The 17,926-nt window shown below is 66.1% G+C and carries 18 protein-coding genes; 6 read left to right on the top strand and 12 right to left on the bottom strand.

What is annotated here, in order from left to right:
* Window positions 1-387: 387 nt before the first annotated feature.
* Window positions 388-1,440 carry a ribonucleotide-diphosphate reductase subunit beta gene (locus U1701_RS01465; RefSeq protein ID WP_332780754.1) on the bottom strand — a complete coding sequence of 351 codons (1,053 nt, stop codon included), beginning with the start codon at window positions 1,438-1,440 and terminating at the stop codon, window positions 388-390.
* 47 nt (window positions 1,441-1,487) lie between these two features.
* Complete coding sequence (locus U1701_RS01460; RefSeq protein WP_332780753.1) at window positions 1,488-1,688, bottom strand: hypothetical protein; 201 nt, start codon at window positions 1,686-1,688, stop codon at window positions 1,488-1,490.
* A 56-nt stretch (window positions 1,689-1,744) separates the two neighbouring features.
* Here U1701_RS01460 and U1701_RS01455 point away from each other — a divergent pair, with 56 nt between their 5' ends.
* Entirely contained in the window at window positions 1,745-2,005 is a 261-nt protein-coding gene (locus U1701_RS01455) for a DUF2171 domain-containing protein (protein WP_332780752.1), read from the top strand.
* 100 nt (window positions 2,006-2,105) lie between these two features.
* Here the strand turns inward: U1701_RS01455 and U1701_RS01450 are convergent, their stop codons facing one another.
* Entirely contained in the window at window positions 2,106-3,995 is a 1,890-nt protein-coding gene (locus U1701_RS01450) for a ribonucleoside-diphosphate reductase subunit alpha (protein WP_443025975.1), read from the bottom strand.
* A 536-nt stretch (window positions 3,996-4,531) separates the two neighbouring features.
* Window positions 4,532-5,740: an LL-diaminopimelate aminotransferase gene (locus tag U1701_RS01445; protein WP_332780750.1), complete on the bottom strand. Its 1,209-nt coding sequence runs from the start codon at window positions 5,738-5,740 to the stop codon at window positions 4,532-4,534.
* Window positions 5,741-6,044: 304 nt separating this feature from the next.
* Here U1701_RS01445 and U1701_RS01440 point away from each other — a divergent pair, with 304 nt between their 5' ends.
* The 3 genes from U1701_RS01440 (at window position 6,045) to clpS (ending at window position 9,016) form a co-directional block, all read left to right on the top strand.
* Window positions 6,045-7,733 carry a PHA/PHB synthase family protein gene (locus U1701_RS01440; RefSeq protein WP_332780749.1) on the top strand — a complete coding sequence of 563 codons (1,689 nt, stop codon included), beginning with the start codon at window positions 6,045-6,047 and terminating at the stop codon, window positions 7,731-7,733.
* 126 nt (window positions 7,734-7,859) lie between these two features.
* Window positions 7,860-8,543: a phasin family protein gene (locus U1701_RS01435; protein ID WP_332780748.1), complete on the top strand. Its 684-nt coding sequence runs from the start codon at window positions 7,860-7,862 to the stop codon at window positions 8,541-8,543.
* 131 nt (window positions 8,544-8,674) lie between these two features.
* The gene (clpS, locus tag U1701_RS01430; protein WP_332781422.1) at window positions 8,675-9,016 is read left to right on the top strand and encodes an ATP-dependent Clp protease adapter ClpS; all 342 of its coding nucleotides are present in this window, start codon (window positions 8,675-8,677) and stop codon (window positions 9,014-9,016) included.
* On the opposite strand, the gene U1701_RS01425 is transcribed toward clpS, so the two are convergent.
* Window positions 9,017-9,706 carry a Crp/Fnr family transcriptional regulator gene (locus U1701_RS01425; protein WP_332780747.1) on the bottom strand — a complete coding sequence of 230 codons (690 nt, stop codon included), beginning with the start codon at window positions 9,704-9,706 and terminating at the stop codon, window positions 9,017-9,019.
* Window positions 9,707-9,876: 170 nt separating this feature from the next.
* Between U1701_RS01425 and murA the strand changes: the two genes are divergently transcribed.
* Window positions 9,877-11,160 carry a UDP-N-acetylglucosamine 1-carboxyvinyltransferase gene (murA, locus tag U1701_RS01420; RefSeq protein WP_332780746.1) on the top strand — a complete coding sequence of 428 codons (1,284 nt, stop codon included), beginning with the start codon at window positions 9,877-9,879 and terminating at the stop codon, window positions 11,158-11,160.
* Between the two features lie 64 nt (window positions 11,161-11,224).
* Here murA and U1701_RS01415 read toward each other — a convergent pair whose 3' ends face one another.
* Entirely contained in the window at window positions 11,225-11,410 is a 186-nt protein-coding gene (locus U1701_RS01415; protein ID WP_332780745.1) for a hypothetical protein, read from the bottom strand.
* 211 nt (window positions 11,411-11,621) lie between these two features.
* Between U1701_RS01415 and U1701_RS01410 the strand changes: the two genes are divergently transcribed.
* The gene (locus tag U1701_RS01410) at window positions 11,622-12,320 is read left to right on the top strand and encodes a PAS domain-containing protein (RefSeq protein WP_332780744.1); all 699 of its coding nucleotides are present in this window, start codon (window positions 11,622-11,624) and stop codon (window positions 12,318-12,320) included.
* 22 nt (window positions 12,321-12,342) lie between these two features.
* Here U1701_RS01410 and U1701_RS01405 read toward each other — a convergent pair whose 3' ends face one another.
* The 6 genes from U1701_RS01405 to lgt all read right to left on the bottom strand — a co-directional run bounded on the left by U1701_RS01405 (window position 12,343) and on the right by lgt (window position 17,855).
* Window positions 12,343-12,861 (bottom strand): phosphoribosyltransferase, encoded by a 519-nt coding sequence (locus tag U1701_RS01405; RefSeq protein ID WP_332780743.1) that lies wholly within the window; start codon window positions 12,859-12,861, stop codon window positions 12,343-12,345.
* Window positions 12,862-13,005: 144 nt separating this feature from the next.
* Window positions 13,006-14,328, bottom strand: a complete 1,323-nt coding sequence (locus tag U1701_RS01400) for a cystathionine gamma-synthase family protein (protein ID WP_332780742.1) — start codon at window positions 14,326-14,328, stop codon at window positions 13,006-13,008.
* Between the two features lie 170 nt (window positions 14,329-14,498).
* On the bottom strand, window positions 14,499-15,260 hold the full coding sequence (gene pgeF, locus U1701_RS01395) for a peptidoglycan editing factor PgeF (RefSeq protein WP_332780741.1): 762 nt from the start codon (window positions 15,258-15,260) through the stop codon (window positions 14,499-14,501).
* Window positions 15,257-15,772: a GNAT family N-acetyltransferase gene (locus U1701_RS01390; protein WP_332780740.1), complete on the bottom strand. Its 516-nt coding sequence runs from the start codon at window positions 15,770-15,772 to the stop codon at window positions 15,257-15,259. Before U1701_RS01390 ends, pgeF begins: the two co-directional genes overlap by 4 nt.
* Window positions 15,769-16,824, bottom strand: coding sequence for a class I SAM-dependent methyltransferase (locus U1701_RS01385; RefSeq protein ID WP_332780739.1), 1,056 nt, complete (start codon window positions 16,822-16,824; stop codon window positions 15,769-15,771). The genes U1701_RS01390 and U1701_RS01385 overlap by 4 nt, the downstream gene beginning before the upstream one ends.
* A gap of 134 nt (window positions 16,825-16,958) precedes the next feature.
* Window positions 16,959-17,855, bottom strand: coding sequence for a prolipoprotein diacylglyceryl transferase (gene lgt / locus U1701_RS01380; RefSeq protein WP_332781421.1), 897 nt, complete (start codon window positions 17,853-17,855; stop codon window positions 16,959-16,961).
* Between the last annotated feature and the right edge of the window lie 71 nt (window positions 17,856-17,926).

Here is a 17,926-nt window from a genome sequence, read left to right as displayed (position 1 = left end):
ATTGGGCCTGGTGGATCAACGGACCGGGTTGCACCCCGGTCCGTTGTCGTTTGTAGCGTATTGCGAATATGAATCCAAGCGCAAAGTTGCAGTCATCCATCATATCTTGTTCCCTATATGTTCTCAATCTGTAGGGAATGCGTTTGTTTCGGTAGCGCTTTGTTCGGCTAGCCAGGAAACTTGGGCTTGCTGGTTTTCATGATCGCCGGCGTTGGCACGGTCAGAATGCGACTCCATCACGTTCAGGAAGTGTCGAAACGCCTGTTAGTCCGGCTGAAGCGGGCATGGGCAAAGCCCATGCCGTCGGTCGGCGCTCGTAGCGCCGCCGGCTGGTCGCCCCGCCGGTGGCGGGAGTTAGCTTGGCGCTAACTCCTCGCGCGGCGCGACTTACTCTGCCGCAACCGAATCCGAAAACATATCCCGAACCTCGGCCAGGTCCACATTTGCCGCCGGCCCGCGCTTCGCGCTCTGCCGCTGGTCGAACGAGTCCCAAACATCCGTCCACTGACCCTTGGTCGCAGCCTTCGAATATTCCGTCGCGCGCGCCTCGAAGAAGTTCGCATGCTCCACCCCGTTCAGCATCGGCGCCAGCCACGGCAGCGGGTGTTCGTCGATCATGTAGATCGGCTTCAGGCCGAGCTGGTTCATCCGCCAGTCGGCGATGTAGCGGATGTACTTCTTGATCTCCTTGGGGGTCATGCCGTTGACCGGGCCCATCTCGAAGGCGAGATCGATGAAATTGTCCTCGAGGCGGATCGTGGTCTGGCAGACGTCGGCGATGTCGTCCTTGACCGCCTTGGTCAGGCACTGGCGCTCGGCGCAGAAGGTGTGGAACATCTTGATGATGCCCTCGCAGTGCAGCGTCTCGTCGCGGATCGACCAGGTGACGATCTGGCCCATGCCCTTCATCTTGTTGAAGCGCGGGAAGTTCATCAGCATCGCGAAGCTGGCGAACAGCTGCACGCCTTCGGTGAAGCCGCCGAACATGGCGAGCGTGCGGGCGATGTCCTCGTCATTGTCGACGGTGAACTTCTGCATGTAATCATGCTTTTCCTTCATCTCGGCATATTCGAGGAAGGCGCCATACTCGCTCTCGGGCATGCCGATGGTGTCGAGCAGATGGCTGTAGGCGGCGATGTGCACCGTCTCCATGTTGCTGAACGCGGTCAGCATCATCTTGATCTCGGTCGGCTTGAACACGCGGCCGTATTTCTCGTGATAGCAGTCCTGCACCTCGACATCGGCCTGGGTGAAGAAGCGGAAGATCTGCGTCAGCAGGTTGCGCTCGTGGTCCGACAGCTTCTGCGCCCAGTCGCGGCAATCCTCGCCCAAGGGCACTTCCTCGGGGAGCCAGTGGAGCTGCTGCTGGCGCTTCCAGAACTCGAAGGCCCAGGGGTATTCGAACGGCTTGTACTGCTTGGAGGCGTGGAGGAGGGACATCGGGGATACTCCGGTACGGAAAGGGGGAAAGCGGGGAAGGATTGAAACTAGGGGGCGGCCCATTGGTGCATCGCGCCCGCCGAAAAGCCGAGGACGATGGCGCCCGAGACGAGCATGATGCCGATCATCCGGAACGCATAGACCTGGCCCTGGGTCACGCGGGGGGAGGCGAGACGGATGAGGCATCCGATTCCGACAAGACCGAACACCGCGGCGACGGCATACATGATGAGGACCTGCCAGCTCATGCGACCAATTCCGGGGACATGCGTTCTGCAGCCGTAACCATCACAGGAGAAGACCCATGGTCGATGCAAGCCAGATCCAGGAACATGCCGAAGTCATCGGCGCCGACGGCGTCCATGTCGGTACCGTCGACCATATCGAAGGCAACCGCATCAAGCTGACCAAGAAGGACTCCGGCGCGCAGGTCGTCGAGGGTCAGGGCAGCCATGAAGGGCACCATCATTACATCTCGCTCGGCCTGGTCGCGGATATCGAGGACGGCAAGGTGCGGCTCTCCGCCAATGCCGACGTCGCCGTGACGTTCGAGGAAGAGGCCTAAACCCCCCGCGGCGCGTGCCGAACGCGCCGCCGAGCCTGCCCGAGCCCCGGTCCGTGATCCACGGGCCGGGGTTTTTGGCGTCAGCACGGGAACGGGCGCCTCACTGGCAGGCAAGGCACTCATCGTAATCCTTCGACTCGACCTCGATCTGGCGCAGGTCGATGGTGTTGTCGGCCTCGACCCCGCCGGCAAAGCCTGCGCGCTGCACCGACTTCGAGCGGAGGTAGTAGAGCGACTTGATGCCGAGCTCCCAGGCGCGGAAGTGGAGCATCAGCAGGTCCCATTTCTCGACGTCCGCCGGGATGAACAGGTTCAGCGACTGTGCCTGGTCGATATAGGGCGTGCGATCGGCGGCGAGTTCGAGCAGCCAGCGCTGGTCGATCTCGAACGACGTCTTGTAGCAGTCCTTCTCGTCGGTCGAGAGGAAGTCGAGGTGCTGGACGCTGCCGCCCTGCTCGAGGATCGAATTCCACACCGCGTCGGAGTTCTTCGACTTCTCGGCGAGCAGCTTTTCCAGATACGGGTTCCGAATCGAGAAGCTGCCCGACAGCGTCTTGTGCGTGTAGATGTTGGCCGGGACCGGCTCGATGCAGGCGCTGGTGCCGCCGCAGATGATGCTGATCGACGCGGTCGGGGCGATCGCCATCTTGCAGCTGAACCGCTCCATCGCGCCGACATCGGCGGCGTCGGGGCACGGGCCACGCTCGATCGCGAGCTGCATCGACGCTTCGTTGGCGGCGGCGTTGATGTGCTTGAACATCCGCAGGTTCCACGACTTCGCCATCGCGCCCTCGAACGGGATGCCGCGGGCCTGGAGGAAGCTGTGATAGCCCATCACGCCGAGCCCGACCGAGCGTTCGCGGCCGGCGGAATAGGCGGCGCGTTCCATGCCGGGTTCGTGGCGGTCGATGTAATCCTGCAGGACGTTGTCGAGGAACCGCATGATGTCCTCGATCAGGCCCTTCTCGCCGTGCCACTGGTCCCAGGTTTCCAGGTTGAGCGACGACAGGCAGCAGACAGCGGTGCGATCATTGCCGAGATGGTCCTTGCCGGTCGGCAGCGTGATCTCGGAGCAGAGGTTCGAGGTCGAGACCTTGAGGCCGAGTTCGCGGTGATGCTTGGGCATCGCCTTGTTCACGTGATCGGCGAAGATGATGTAGGGTTCGCCGGTCTGCAGGCGGGTCTCGACCAGCTTCTGGAACAGCGAGCGCGCATCGACGGTGGCGCGGATCGCCTGGTCCTTGGGGCTGCGCAGATGCCATTCGGCGCCGGCGCGGACGGCTTCCATGAAGTCGTCGGTGATCAGCACGCCGTGGTGCAGGTTCAGCGCCTTGCGGTTGAAATCGCCGCTCGGCTTGCGGATCTCGAGGAACTCCTCGATCTCAGGGTGGCTGACGTCGAGATAGACCGCCGCCGAGCCGCGGCGCAGCGACCCTTGCGAGATCGCGAGGGTCAGCGAATCCATCACGCGGACGAAGGGGATGATGCCGCTGGTCTTGCCGTTGAGGCCGACCGGCTCGCCGATGCCGCGGACATTGCCCCAATAGGTGCCGATGCCGCCGCCGCGCGAGGCGAGCCAGACATTCTCGTTCCAGGTGTCGACGATGCCGTTGAGGCTGTCGGGCACCGAGTTCAGATAGCAGCTGATCGGCAGGCCGCGGCCGGTGCCGCCGTTCGAGAGAACGGGGGTGGCGGGCATGAACCACAGTTTGGAGATCGCGTCGTACAGGCGCTGGGCGTGGCCGGCGTCGTCGGCATAGGCCGAGGCGACGCGAACGAACAGGTCCTGATAGCTCTCGCCGGGCAGCAGATAGCGGTCCTTGAGCGTCTCCTTGCCGAAATCGGTGAGGAGCGCGTCGCGGCTGTGGTCGACCTCGACCGGATAGGGCTGCGCGCGCACCGAATGGCTGTCCTGCGCCTGGGGCTGAGGCGCCGGCTGGGCGGAGGCTGCTGGCGTGGTCGCTGCTGCGTCGAGGGTGTCCGTGGTCATGTCGCTATCCCGGCTGCTATCTCTGAAATCCATCGAAACCGCATCCCTATGTTCTCGGTCCGTTCGAATCGGGAGCGTACCCCCATGCTACACCCGAGCGCGCGCAAAAGGAGAACAAAATGAGATCGCGCGGCGGATGAGCCGGCTGCGGGTTCCCGATCTGCATATGGCTATGCGTGACCTGTTCTACCAGTGATTGCGTCCGCCCTCTGACGTAACCCCAAGAGATTGTGCCAAAGCGGAAGACGACGCAAGCGGGTTGCGCGGCGTCGGCCGGGTCAGCGGAGCCGGTTCCACCGACCCGTCGCACGCGACGCGTGGACTTCTGCGGGGTTCGCAATGTGCAAGCGAAGAGTGAGCATATGAAAATATTTTAAGGCGCCGGTACGGGGGTACCAGCCGGCCCCACCCACGCGCGGTCATCCTGACGAACGTCAGGATCCAGGGTTGCACGCGGGGCGCTTGGGGCTCTGGATCCTGACGTTCGTCAGGATGACGGAGGGGGCGGGATCACGCGGGGAGGGACCGGCTGCGGTTCAGCCGGCGCCCTGCGCGGGGATGTTGACGCCCATGCTGACCAGATAGCGCTTCACGTTGCGCGCGGCCTGGCGGAGGCGCTGTTCGTTCTCGACCATCGCGATGCGGACATAGCCTTCGCCATTCTCGCCGTAGCCTACGCCCGGTGCGACCGCGACCTTGGCGTGTTGCAGCAGCTGCTTGGAGAATTCGAGGCTGCCGAGATGCGCGAGCGCGGGGGGCAGCGGCGCCCAGGCGAACATGCTCGCGCGGGGACTGGGGATATCCCAGCCGGCGCGGCCGAAACTGTCGACGAGCACGTCGCGGCGCTTGTGATAGAGTTCGCGGTTCTTCTCGACGATGTCCTGCGGGCCGTTGAGCGCGGCGCAGGCGGCGGCCTGGATCGGGGTGAAGGCGCCGTAATCGAGATACGACTTCACCCGGCTCATCGCCGCGATCAGCGTCGTGTTGCCGACCGCGAAGCCGATCCGCCAGCCGGCCATCGAATAGGTCTTGCTGAGCGAGGTGAATTCGATCGCGACGTCCTTGGCGCCGGGCACCTGGAGGATCGAGGGCGTCGGGTTGCCGTCATAATAGAGCTCGGAATAAGCGAGGTCGGAGATGATCCAGACCTTGTTGTCCTTCGCCCAGGCGACGAGCCGTTCGTAGAAGGCGAGATCGACCGCCTCGGCCGTCGGGTTGGACGGATAGTTGACGACCAGGATCGACGGGCGCGGCACGGTGAACGCCATCGCGCGCTCGAGGCTCTGGAAATAGGCCTCGTCGGGGGCCGTAGGCACCGCGCGGATCGTCGCGCCGGCGATAATGAAGCCGAAGGTGTGGATCGGATAGGACGGGTTGGGCGCGAGCACGACGTCGCCGGGCGCGGTGATCGCGGTGGCGAGGCTGGCGAGCCCCTCCTTCGACCCCATCGTCACGACGACCTCGGTCTCGGGGTCGATGTCGACGCCGAAGCGACGGCCGTAATAGTTGGCCTGGGCCTTGCGCAGGCCCGGAATGCCCTTCGACTGCGAATAACCGTGCGCGTCGGGTTTCTGCGCGACCTCGACCAGTTTCGCGATGACGTGCGCGGGCGGCGGCAGGTCGGGGTTGCCCATGCCGAGATCGATGATGTCCTCACCACCGGCACGCGCCGCCGCCCGCATCGCGTTGACTTCGGCGATGATGTAGGGCGGCAGGCGTTTGATGCGGTAGAAGTCTTCGGACATGGCGGGCCTCGCTGTTCGCGGGAGGGTGTACTCCAGGCGGGGCGTCGGTGGAACCGGGGATGCGACACGTCGCGATCGTCATCCGGGGGCCATGTGCCGCGCGATCGATGCGTCGCTGCCGCCAATGCGCCACCGCACTCATCCGTCACCCCAGCGAAGGCTGGGGTCTCCCTGTTGGCGCGGGCTGCGACACGAACCGGGAGATCCCAGCCTTCGCTGGGATGACGTATGGGGGGCGCGCGCGGTTGAGTCTTCGCTGGCAGGGCGATTTCGCGTAGGGTCTCCGCCAACCCGAGAGGACGTCATGGCCGACACGCCCAGCCTGCCCGATCTGCAGCATTGGACCTGGGTGATCGGCCGCATGCAGCAGATGATGCTGGAGCAGGGGCTCGGCACGCTCAAGGCCGAGACCACGGGGCTCGACCGGGTCACCGATTTCTGGACCGAGAGCCTGACGTTGTGGCAGCGGTTCCTCGATCCCGCCCAGCCCCCTGCGCAGCCCGAACCCGCCCCCGCCGTCGACAAGCGCTTCAAGGCGCCGCAGTGGCGCGCGCCGGTGTTCGACCTGATCCGGCAGAGCTACGACCTGATCGGCGACCATATGCTGCGCGGCGTCGATGCCCTGGAGGGGGTTCCCGCCAAGCAGAAGGACCAGCTGCGGTTCGCGACGCGCGGGTTCGTCGATGCGATGAGCCCGACCAACTTCGCCTTCACCAACCCCGAGGTGATCGAGAAGACGATCGAGACCGGCGGCGCGAACCTGATGAAGGGGTTGCAGACGATGCTCGCCGATCTGGCGCGCGGGCAATTGTCGCACGCGCCTGCGGATGCGTTCGAGGTCGGCGTGACACTGGCGACGACGCCGGGACAGGTGATCAAGCGCACGCCGCTGTACGAACTGATCCACTACGCCCCGACCACCGACACCGTGCTCGCGACGCCGCTCGTTATCTTCCCGCCGTGGATCAACCGCTTCTACATCCTCGACCTGACGCCCGAGAAAAGCTTCGTCCGCTGGGCGGTGGCGCAGGGGCTGAGCGTGTTCATGGTGTCGTGGAAGTCGGCGGACGCGACCATGAAGGACGTAGCCTGGGACGATTACGTCGCCGCGCAGTGCGACGCGATCGATACGGTGCGCGGGCTCCTCGACGTGCCGGCGGTGCACACGATCGGCTATTGCGTGGCGGGGACGACGCTCGCCGCGACGCTGGCGCTGCTTGCGGCGCGGGGGCATGCGGACAGGGTCGCAAGCGCCACCTTCTTCACCGCGCAGGTCGATTTCGCGGCGGCGGGTGAGCTGCAGCATTTCATCGACGACGAGCAGCTGAGGATGCTCGCGCAATTGTCGCCCGACGGGTTTCTCGACGGGCGGTACATGGCGATGACGTTCAACCTGCTGCGCGGGCGCGACCTGATCTGGAACTACGTCACCCAAGCCTATCTGCTGGGGCAGGACGCGGTGCCGTTCGACCTGCTGTACTGGAACGGTGACACCACCAACCTGCCCGCGACATGGCACATGCGCTATCTGACCGACCTGTACCGCGACAATCTGTTGGTGAAGCCCGGCGCGATCAGCATCGCGGGTACGCCGATCGACCTGACCCGGGTCACGACGCCCACCTATATCCAGGCGGGCCGCGAGGACCATATCGCGCCGGCCGATAGCGTGTGGCGGATGACTCAGCTGTTCGCGGGGCCGATCCGGTTCGTGCTGGCGGGATCGGGGCATATCGCCGGCGTGGTGAACCCACCGGCGGCAGGCAAATATCAATATTGGACGAATCCGGACGCGGCCCGGAATGTCGCCGCGTCGCTGGACGATTTCGTCGCGGGGGCGACCGAGACGCGCGGAAGCTGGTGGCCCGACTGGATCGCGTGGATCCGCACCCTCGGCGCCGACTCGGTGGCGGTCGAGGGCGCGCGGCGACCGGGCGGAGGTGACTTGCCCGCGCTCTGCGCCGCCCCGGGAGAGTACGTAAAGACGCGATAAGCCGTTGGCGGCACAAGCATCCATACCGGTTTCCGAAGACGTCACGGTGCCGCGTGCAAGAACATTGCGTGCCCTTCGGCAATTTGGTATTGTGCAGTGCAGCATAAGGACGGGAGGCGGGCGATCATGACGCGGAAAAACTCGACCGGACCGGTGGCCGAAACGCTGGCCGAACCGCTGGACCAGGCCCCGCCAAACCTCGCCGTCGGCGATCCGACGCTGGAAGTCGAAGCTGCGACTCCTGGTCCCGAGGCGCCTGCCCCGGAATTGCCGGCCCACACGCCGCCGGAACCGCCCGTCGTCGCCAGCGACGTGACACTGCTACCCTCCGCCGCCCAGGATCGGACGGCCCCTTCACCAGCAAAGGACGCCATCATGGACACGTTCGAAACCGCGACCGAAAAGACCCACGCGATGTTCGCAGGGCTCAACGACCGTACCAAGGGTGCGATAGAAAAGAGCACGCACATGCTCGAAGAGCTCAGCGCCTTCGGCAAGGGCAACATCGAGGCGATCGTCGAATCGTCGAAGATCGCCGCCAAGGCGCTCGAGACGGTTGGCCAGGACGTCGCCGACTATGCCAAGACGAGCTTCGAAAGCTCGACCGCGGCGATGAAGACGCTGGCATCGGCCTCGTCGCCAACCGAGTATTTCCGGCTGCAGAGCGATTATGCGCGCACCGCGTTCGACGCGGTGGTCGCGCAGAGCTCGCACGCGACCGAGAAGATGCTGAAGCTGGCCGGCGAGATCGCGCAGCCGATCTCGAACCGAGTCGCGGTCGCCACCGAGAAATCGCACGGCGCCGCATAAGCCGCTCCCTTCGGTGCAAGGGCGGGCGCCGTGCGACGCCCGCCCTTTTGCGCATGCTTTGCGTCGCGGGCCCTTGCTCTTGCCCCCGGCCATGCCATATTTTGGCATCAATGCTGATGACCAACCCCAACATGGCCGAACGGCGCGACGATGGCGGCGATGACGGCAACGATCGCGGTACCGGCGCCGGCGTCGCGACCAAGACCCGCACGCGCACCAAACAGCCGACGCCGTACCGCGTGCTGATGCTCAACGACGATTATACGCCGATGGAGTTCGTCGTGCTGTGCCTGCAGCGGTTCTTCCGGATGGACATGGAGGCGGCGACGCGCGTCATGCTGCACGTCCACCAGAAGGGCGTCGGGGTGTGCGGGACGTTCAGCTACGAGGTCGCCGAGACCAAGGTCAGCCAGGTGATGGATTTCGCGCGGCAGAACCAGCACCCGCTGCAGTGCACGCTGGAAAAGGCGTAATCAGCGCCCCGCGGGCAGCCAGCTGAGGTCGAGCCCGTCCAGCCGGTCGATATAGTTCGCGACCCGCGCGAGCATCGGTTCGTTCGCGAACGTCACGCGCCCCGATTCACGGGCGATCAGTCCGTCATCCTCGAGCTGCCGCAACATCCGGTTGACGTGGACCGCGGTCAGCCCGGTCGCATCGCCGATCTCTTCCTGCGTCAGGTGCAGCGGAAAGGCGTGGCCGATCCGGGCGTCGGCGCGCCGCATGCGGTTGCGGATATCGATCAGCAGCGCGGCGATCCGCGCCTTGGCCGAGGTGCGGCCGAGTGCGGCGAGCCGGTCGGTCAGCGCGACCTTCACCATCTGGTTGCCGACCATAATCAACGCCGCAAGCCGCGGGTGATCGAGCATCACCTCGGCAATCACCGAGCGGCTGAACGGACAGACGGTGCAGTCGGTCAGCGTGACGATCGTCTCGGTCGAGTTGCGATAGGCGAGCGCCGACAACGCCATCATGTCGCCCGCGAACAGGAAGCGCAGGATCTGCCGGCTGCCGTCGTCGAGCACGACATAGCTCATCGCCATCCCGCTTTGCAGGATGAAGAGGTCGGGCATCGGATCGTTTTCGCGCATCAAAACGGTGCCGCGCCGCAAGATGCGCGAGCGTTCTTCCAATCGCGCCAGCGCGGCGCGTTCGTTCGCCGTCAAGGCGATTAGATCACCGACGCGATCGGCAAAGCAACTTTCCGGCACTCCGTCACGTCCCCCCAGGAACCGGCCTCAAAGCAAATGTCTGACTTTAGTGCATTAAAGTCGATCAAGTTGGCGGCAATGCAGCATCCCCTTGCGCGAAATGCGGACGCGGCTAGACACCGGCGATGGATCGCATTCTCATTCGTGGCGGCAACCGCCTGTCCGGGCGTCTGCCCATCTCCGGCGCCAAGAACGCCGCGCTGACGCTGATGCCGTGCGCGCTGCTGACCGAAGAGCCGCTGACGCTGCGCAACCTGCCGCGGCTGGCCGATGTCGACGGCTTTGGCCATCTGCTGAACCAGCTGGGCGCGTCGACCAACATCCAGGGCACGAACCCGCAGGAGTTCGGCCGCGTGATGACGATCCGTGCGGGCAAGCTGACCTCGACCGAGGCGCCGTACGACATCGTGCGGAAAATGCGCGCGTCGATCCTGGTGCTGGGGCCGCTGCTCGGCCGCGGCGGCGAAGCGACGGTGTCGCTTCCCGGCGGCTGCGCGATCGGCAACCGCCCGATCGACCTGCATCTGCGCGCGCTGGAGGCGATCGGCGCCGAGCTCGAAATGGCCGCGGGCTATGTGAAGGCGACCGCGCCGGGCGGGCGGCTGACGGGTGGGAAGTACCGGTTCCCGATCGTCTCGGTCGGCGCGACCGAGAACGTCGTGATGGCCGCGGTGCTGGCCAAGGGCACCAGCGTGATCGAGAACGCGGCGCGCGAGCCCGAGATCGTCGACCTGTGCAACTGCCTGGTCGCGATGGGCGCGTCGATCGACGGGATCGGCACCGAGACGCTGACGATCGAAGGCCGCGACCGGCTGCACGGCGCGACCTATGCGGTGATGCCCGACCGGATCGAGGCGGGCAGCTATGCCTGCGCCGCGGCGATAACTGGCGGGTCGCTCGACCTGATCGGGGTGACGTCGGCGAACATGGGTGCGACGTTCGATGCGCTGGTCGAGGCCGGCGTTTCGATCACGCCGATCAAGGACGGCGTGCGGGTCGAGGCGGGCGACACGCTGAAGCCGCTGACGCTGTCGACCGCGCCGTACCCCGGCTTCGCGACCGACATGCAGGCGCAGTTCATGGCGATGCTGTGCAAGGCCGACGGCGCCAGCGTGCTGACCGAGACGATCTTCGAGAACCGCTACATGCACGTGCCCGAGCTGGCGCGGATGGGTGCGGACATCCAGGTGACCGGGCGCTCCGCCGTGGTGCGCGGCGTCGACAGACTGGTCGGCGCGCCGGTGATGGCGACCGATCTGCGCGCGTCGATGAGCCTGATCCTGGCTGGGCTGGCGGCGGACGGCGAGACCTCGGTCGGGCGCGTCTACCATCTCGATCGCGGTTACGAGCGGCTCGAAGAGAAGCTGAGCGCGGTCGGCGCGGATATCGAGCGCGCCAGCGACGGCTGATCGCGCCGCCCGGAAGCAGGCGGCGATCGCACCGATTAGACGCGTTTAGATGATACGCCGGTCTTCATGCGAGCGGACTCGACCCGCCGCCCGGACCGTCGTGCGCGGCGATCCGGGCTTCCAGCGTATCGAGCGCGGTCGATAGCATCGCGGCGATGTGGTGCTCCTCACAATCGTCGAGAATCATCAGCACTGGCATCAGCTGGTCGCGCGCCACGCAGAGTCTGTCGGTCTTCTCAGCTCTTGGCATGCCGTGCGCTCCCCCGCGAATAGTCGCATGCTATTCTTATATCACAATGACTAAAAGAACATTGGTCGGAATTCGACCTATATTGCTTTATTAGTCTTGTACGAAAATTAGTAAACAATGAAACTAAATCACGTATTCGAGCGTATCTAATCTACATCAAGTCTGATGTCAGGCGGACCTGAACGCCAAGACTCGGGTAAGGATGATTCCCATGGCACAGTCAGGACATGTTTTCATAAGCAGTGGTGGACAGCTGCTCGATGTCGATGCGGCGTTTTGCGATATCATGCGCTGCGACGCCGACGATCTGCGCGGTCGCCTCGTGCTCGAGGTGACCGCGCCGGCCGATCGGACCGAGTGCGCGCGCGCCATCGCCACGCTGCGCCAGACGCGCCGGCCGTTCGTGATCGTCAAGCGGTTCGTCCGTCACGACGGGTCGCACGTGTGGGTTCGCAATTCGGTGTCGATGTCGATGGACGGCAACGGTGCGCCGATGATGGAGGCGATCATCGAGCCGGTCGATGCCCCCGCAGACAATGACAACACCCCGGCGGCGCTTCTCGACGTCGCACGCTTTCTGGTTACCGGACGCCGCGACCGCGGGACGGTGGGCGATCGGGCGCTCTTTGCCGATCTCGGCTGGGATGCGGTGCTGGCGGCCTATGTCGCCGAAGCGGAGGGTCGCGCGGTCGACGTCGTGACGCTGGCGCGGATGCTCGACCACCCGGCCGCGACGGTCGGGCGCTGGGTCAAGGCGCTGTTGCAGCACGGGATGCTCGAAATCGAGTGCCGCAGTACCAGCACGGGTGCGCTCGAGGCGTATCGGCTGACCGGCGAGACGCATCGCAAGCTCGAGGCCTATCTCGGCCGGATTCGCCCGCAGCGTGACCTGCTGACGCTGAGCGCCTGAACGGCGCGTTCGGCCCGGACGTTCAGGCGATGCGTTCGGGCACCGCGGCGGCATCCTTCGCGATCGCCGCGGCGGGGGCGACGGCTTCCCAGGGGAACACGAACCAGTCCTTGGTCACCGTCCGATCGATGACGCGCGCGCTGTAATCAATGCGTTCGGCCGAGGTCGCGTTGTCGATCAGCACCGCGAAGCGGACCGATCCCTCGACCGCACCCGCCTCGGCGAGCGTGCCGCGCAGATGCGTGATCGTGCGGCCCGAATCGTTGATGTCGTCGAGGAACAGCAGCCGTTCGCCGGCGATCGTCCGCTTCGCGAGCTTGACCAGGGGTTCGTCGGCGAAATCCTTGACCTGGCTCGAATAATCGACCGACAGAGTCGGCAGGCCGGTCGCGTGGCTGAGGAACACCGCAGGGACCAGCCCACCGCGACCGACGCCGATGATGAAATCGGGGTTCCAGTCGGTGTCCTCGACGAGTTGCGCCGCGATCAGGTGGATCGCGGCGACGAAGTCGGATTGGGGGATCGGGGTGAAGGTCGGCATCGCGGCATTATACCGGTCCGGGGCGGCCAGGGCCAGCGCTTCAACCACGCCAGACGTCATCCCAGCGAAGGCTGGGATCTCATGCGGCGGGCACGGGACATAGCCGCACGAGACCCCGGCCAGCGCTGGGGTGACGAAAATGGATCAGATCGCGTCGAGCGCCTGGGTGAAGTCGGCGATCAGATCGTCGGGATCCTCCACGCCGATCGAGATACGCACCAGGCTGTCGGTGATGCCCAGCGCCTGCTTGCGCGCGTCGGGCACGGACAGATGCGTCATCGACGCCGGATGGCTGGCGAGCGTCTCGGTGCCGCCCAGGCTGACCGCGAGCTTGGCGATCTTCAGCGCGTCGAGGAACGCGAAGCTTTCCGCCTCGCCACCCTTCAGGAACAGCGAGAAGGTCGAGCCGGCGCCGATGCAGTGGCGCTTGTAGATGTCCGCCTGGCGCTCCATGCCCGGCTCGTCCGCAAGGAAGCCGAGATAGCCGACGCGCTCGACCTTGGGGTGGCCGCGCAGATAGCCGCAGACCTTCACCGCATTCTCGCCCGCGCGGTTCATGCGCAGTTCGAGCGTCTCGAGGCTGCGCAGCAGCATCCAGGCGGTGTTCGGGTCGGTGATCGTGCCGATCGTGTTGCGCATCGATCGGATCGTGTTGATGTGCGCCTTCGACCCCAGCACGCCGCCCGCGACCAGATCGCTGTGCCCGCCCGCATACTTCGTCAGCGAATAGACGACGATGTCGGCGCCGTGCTTGAGCGGCTGAAGCCAGACGGGCCCGAGGAAGGTGTTGTCGATCGCGATCGGCGGCTTCTCGTCTCCGAAAATGGCATCGCGGCTGGCGGCGACCGCCTGGATGTCGACCAAGGCGTTGGTCGGGTTGGCGGGGCTTTCGAGATAGATCAGGGCGACCTCGCCCTTGGCGGCCTCGGTCATCACCGCGTCGATTTCCTCGCGGGTGGCACCGGCGGGGAAGTCGAGCCACTTCACCCCGAACTTGCCGAGCACGCGGCCGATCAAAGTCTCCGTCGCGGCATAGAGGGGGCCCGAATGGACGATCGTGTCGCCGGGCTTGACCATCGCGAGGAAGAGCGTCGCGATCGCCGACATGCCGGACGAGAAGGCGAGCGCGTCCTCGGCCTCTTCCCAGATGCCGAGGCGGTCTTCGAGGATTTCCTGGTTGGGGCCGTTGAAGCGCGAATAGACGAGCCCCTCGGATCCGCCGGGCCGCTTGCCGGTGACGCCTTCGAAATGGCGCTTGCCCGCCGCAGCGTTGGGGAACACGAAGGTCGAGGTGAGGAAGATCGGCGGCTTCAGCGAGCCTTCCGACAGTGCGGGGTCATAGCCATGGCCCATCATCAGCGTCGACGGCTTGAGCTTGCGCCCGTTGATCTCGCCGACCGGCGGCTTTGGGGCGACGCGCGCGGCGACGCCGGTGAGGTCGGCTTCGGTTTCGGTGGGTTCGGTCATTGGGTACTCCTAATCCTGACGTCTGAACGAAGAAGCGGGCGGGAAAGTCGCAACTCCCCATCGTCATGCCGGACTTGTTCCGGCATCCATCCCTCCGCGTATCCAGCGGCCTGAGGGTGTGCCGACCGATGGACCCCGGACAAGTCCGGGGTGACGAAGGTGGGGTGTTGCTACAAACCGATGATGCTGATCTGGCGGCCGTAGGACGGTTCGTCCCGATGCGTCGCGCGGCGGAAGCTGAAGAAGCGGTCGGCGTCGGAACAGGTGTCGAGCCCCAGCGCCTCGATCCGCCCGATCCCGGCGTCGGCGAGCCGCGCGACGACGTAGGATTCCAGGTCGAACTGGTGATGACCGTCGCGGCCGTCGGCGAAGAAGCGTTCGTTTTCGGGATCGTCCTCGCAGAAGCGGCGCAGGAACGCGACGTCGACCTCGTAGCTGGCGCGCGCTATGCACGGGCCGACCGCGGCGACGATCCGCGACCGATCGGCGCCGATCGCCTCCATCGCCAGGATCGTCGCGTCGGTGACGCCGCCGAGCGCGCCCTTCCAGCCGGCATGCGCCGCCCCGACGATGCCGGCGGCCACGTCGGCGAACAGCACCGGCGCGCAGTCCGCGGTGAGGATGCCGAGTGCTAAGCCGGGGCGGTTGGTGACGAGCGCATCGCCGCGCGGGCGGAAGGCGTCGTCGACGGGTGCGAGCACGGTGACCGCCTCGGCCGAGTGGATCTGATAGGCGGTCAGCAGCTGCGCGCCGGGCCGCACCGCCTCGACCGCGATCAGCCGGTTGCGCAGCACCGCGTTGGCGTCGTCGTCCGATCCAATGCCGACGTTCAGCCCGGCGTGGATCCCGGTCGAGACGCCGCCGCGGCGACCGAGAAAGCCGTGCGAGACCCCGTCCAGCGCCCGGGCGCGGATCACTTCGACGTCACTCACAGCGTCAACCTCATCACCTCGTCACGGTCGATCTGCGTGCCGGTGTGGAACGCGTAATCGCCGACATGGACGAAGCCATAGCGATCGTAGAAGCGGCGCGCGCGGGGATTGTGTTCGAAGACGGTGAGGAACAGCGCGGGCGCGCCGCGGGCGCGCGCGGTGTCGATTGTCCAGTCCATCAACGCCTGCGCGATGCCATGGCCGTGGCGGTCGGTGACGACGTAGAGCTGGCTCAATTGCAGCGCGTTCGGCTGGCTGGCCGCCTCGACCACCCAGGGCTGGGTGAGCTTGGCATAGCCGACGATCCGCCCATCCTCGACCGCGAGGCGGAAGTGGATCGCGGGATCGGCCAGGTCGCGGAGCAGCGCGCCGTCGGGGCCGTAGGCGGTGGCGACATAAGCGGCGATGTCGGCGGCGGGGGCGGTGTGCGCGAAGGTTTCGATCCAGATCGCGCGTGCCATCGCGTCGAGCGCGGGACCGTCGGCGGGGGTGGCGTCGCGATAGACGATCATGCGCCCGATTCCGCAAATGCCGCCGGCGCGGGCCAGGCGGGGGCGGTGATCGCCAGCGCCTTGAACAACGTGCCCATGTCGTCCATCAGCCGCCGCCGATCGGCCACCAACTGCTCTGCGCGTTCAGGCGCGGCGCGGGCGAGCGTGGTGGTCCGCGTGTCGATGCCGAGCCCGCCGAGCAGGTCGCGCTGGGTTACCGGACCCCAGGCGACCGCACCCCGCTCTTGCGCCGCGGCGGCGAGGGTCGTGAAGTCGACATGCGCGGTCAGGTCGTGCTCGCCGGGGGCTTCGAACGGGTTGGCGAAGGCGTGGCCGCGAACCGCCTGCAGCGTGTCGCCGAGCAGCGGGCCTTCATGGCCGTAATCGATCGCGAGCAGCGCGCCGCCCTGCGCGACGATGCGAGCGGCGAGGGCGCGCATGATCGCGACCGCGGCGGGGGAGGCTTCGAGCACCGATCCGGCGGGCGAATCGCGCAACGGTTCGGGGATGATCGTGTCGGGCAGCGCCTTGCCGGCGATCGGCAGGAACAGCGTGTCCTGCGCGGCTACGAGGCGTTCGTGCCACTGGTCGCGCTTGACGAGCTGGCGGATCGGCAGCGCGTCGAAGAATTCGTTGGCGACGACGATCAGCGCGCGGTCGGTCGGGAGCGTGTCGATCGTGTCGTGGAAGGTCGCAGCGGGGACGGCGCCGGCTTGCGCGGTGCGGAGCGTCGGACTGGTCTCGACGAAATGCACGTGCGGTGTCAGCCCGGCCTTCGCCATCGCGCGCAGCGCGTCGGCGGCGAGCGTGCCGCGGCCGGGGCCGAGCTCGACCCAGGCGACGTCCGGACGGCCGGTGCGGTCCCACAGATCGGCGCACCACAGGCCGATCAGTTCGCCGAACATCTGGCTGATCTCGGGCGCGGTGACGAAGTCGCCGGCGGCGCCGAGCGGATCACGGGTCGCGTAATAGTGCGCGTTGGCCGCGGCCATGTATTGCGCGATCGAGATGGGGCCTGCGAGCGCGATCGCGCGGGCGAGGCGTTCGGGGAGGAGGGGTTCTGTTTCGGGCATTAGACCGTCTTAACTTCCCCGGCGGAGGCCGGGGCCCAGTTGGGAAGGCAGAAGAAACGGGGCGCGCACATCATTAGGGGCGTTCCAACTGGGCCCCGGCCTCTGCCGGGGAAGGATGTGATCGTGCCAGTAGCTCAGGCGACGCTCTGCGATCCGGCGATGGGCTCCACGCGCACGCGCCTCCCGGCAGCCGTGAGGATCAGGTACAGGCCCCCCAAGATCATCGGCACGCACAGCCATTGCCCCATGTGCAGCCCGGTCTTCGCGGCGAATTCGCGCAGCTGCGAATCGGGTTCGCGGAAGAATTCCACGGTGAAGCGCGCGACGCCGTAGCCGAGCACGAACAGCCCGACGAGCTTGCCCGGATCGTAGCGCGCCTTGGTCTTCCAGAAGGCGAACCAGAGCAGCGCGAACAGCGCGAGGCCTTCGAGCCCGGCTTCGTAGAGCTGGCTCGGATGGCGCGCGGGCTCGATCAGGCCGAAGGCGACGGTGCGTTCGAACACGATGCCCCAGGCGACGTCGGTCGGCTTGCCCCAGAGCTCGCCGTTCACGAAATTGGCGAGGCGGCCGAAGAACAGCCCGAACGGCACGCAGCACGCGATATAATCGTGCACGCGCAACCAGTTGAGCTGATGCTTCCGCGCGAACAGGATCAGCCCCAGCGACACGCCGATGACCCCGCCGTGGAACGACATGCCGCCGTCCCACAGCCGCAGGATCCGTAAAGGATGCAGGAACATCTCGGGCGCGTAGAACACGACATAGCCGATCCGGCCGCCCAGGATGATGCCGAGCGTCGCGTAGAAGACGAGGTCGTCGGCGTGGCGCCGGGCCATCGGCGCGCCGGGCTGGGCGAGCAGCTTCAGCAGGTACCACCAACCGACCAGGATGCCCGCGATATAGGCGATCGAATACCAGCGCAGCGTGAAGAAGCCGAGCGTGAACACCTCGGGCCGTAGCGGCAGGTCGGCGAAATGGACGTGGGCGTCCGCAGTGGTGGCGGCTGCCGTTGCGGCGGCGGCGAGCATCATCGGTATCAAAGGCTTTTCCCCAGGCGTTCGCGTCTGCATAATGGCGGGTAACGATAAGACCAAGCGGAGAG

This window comes from Sphingomonas rhamnosi (assembly GCF_036663615.1).
Taxonomy (GTDB): Bacteria; Pseudomonadota; Alphaproteobacteria; order Sphingomonadales; family Sphingomonadaceae; genus Sphingomonas.
Note: the sequence above shows the minus strand (reverse complement) of the source record. Positions and strands in the feature narration are given on the sequence as shown.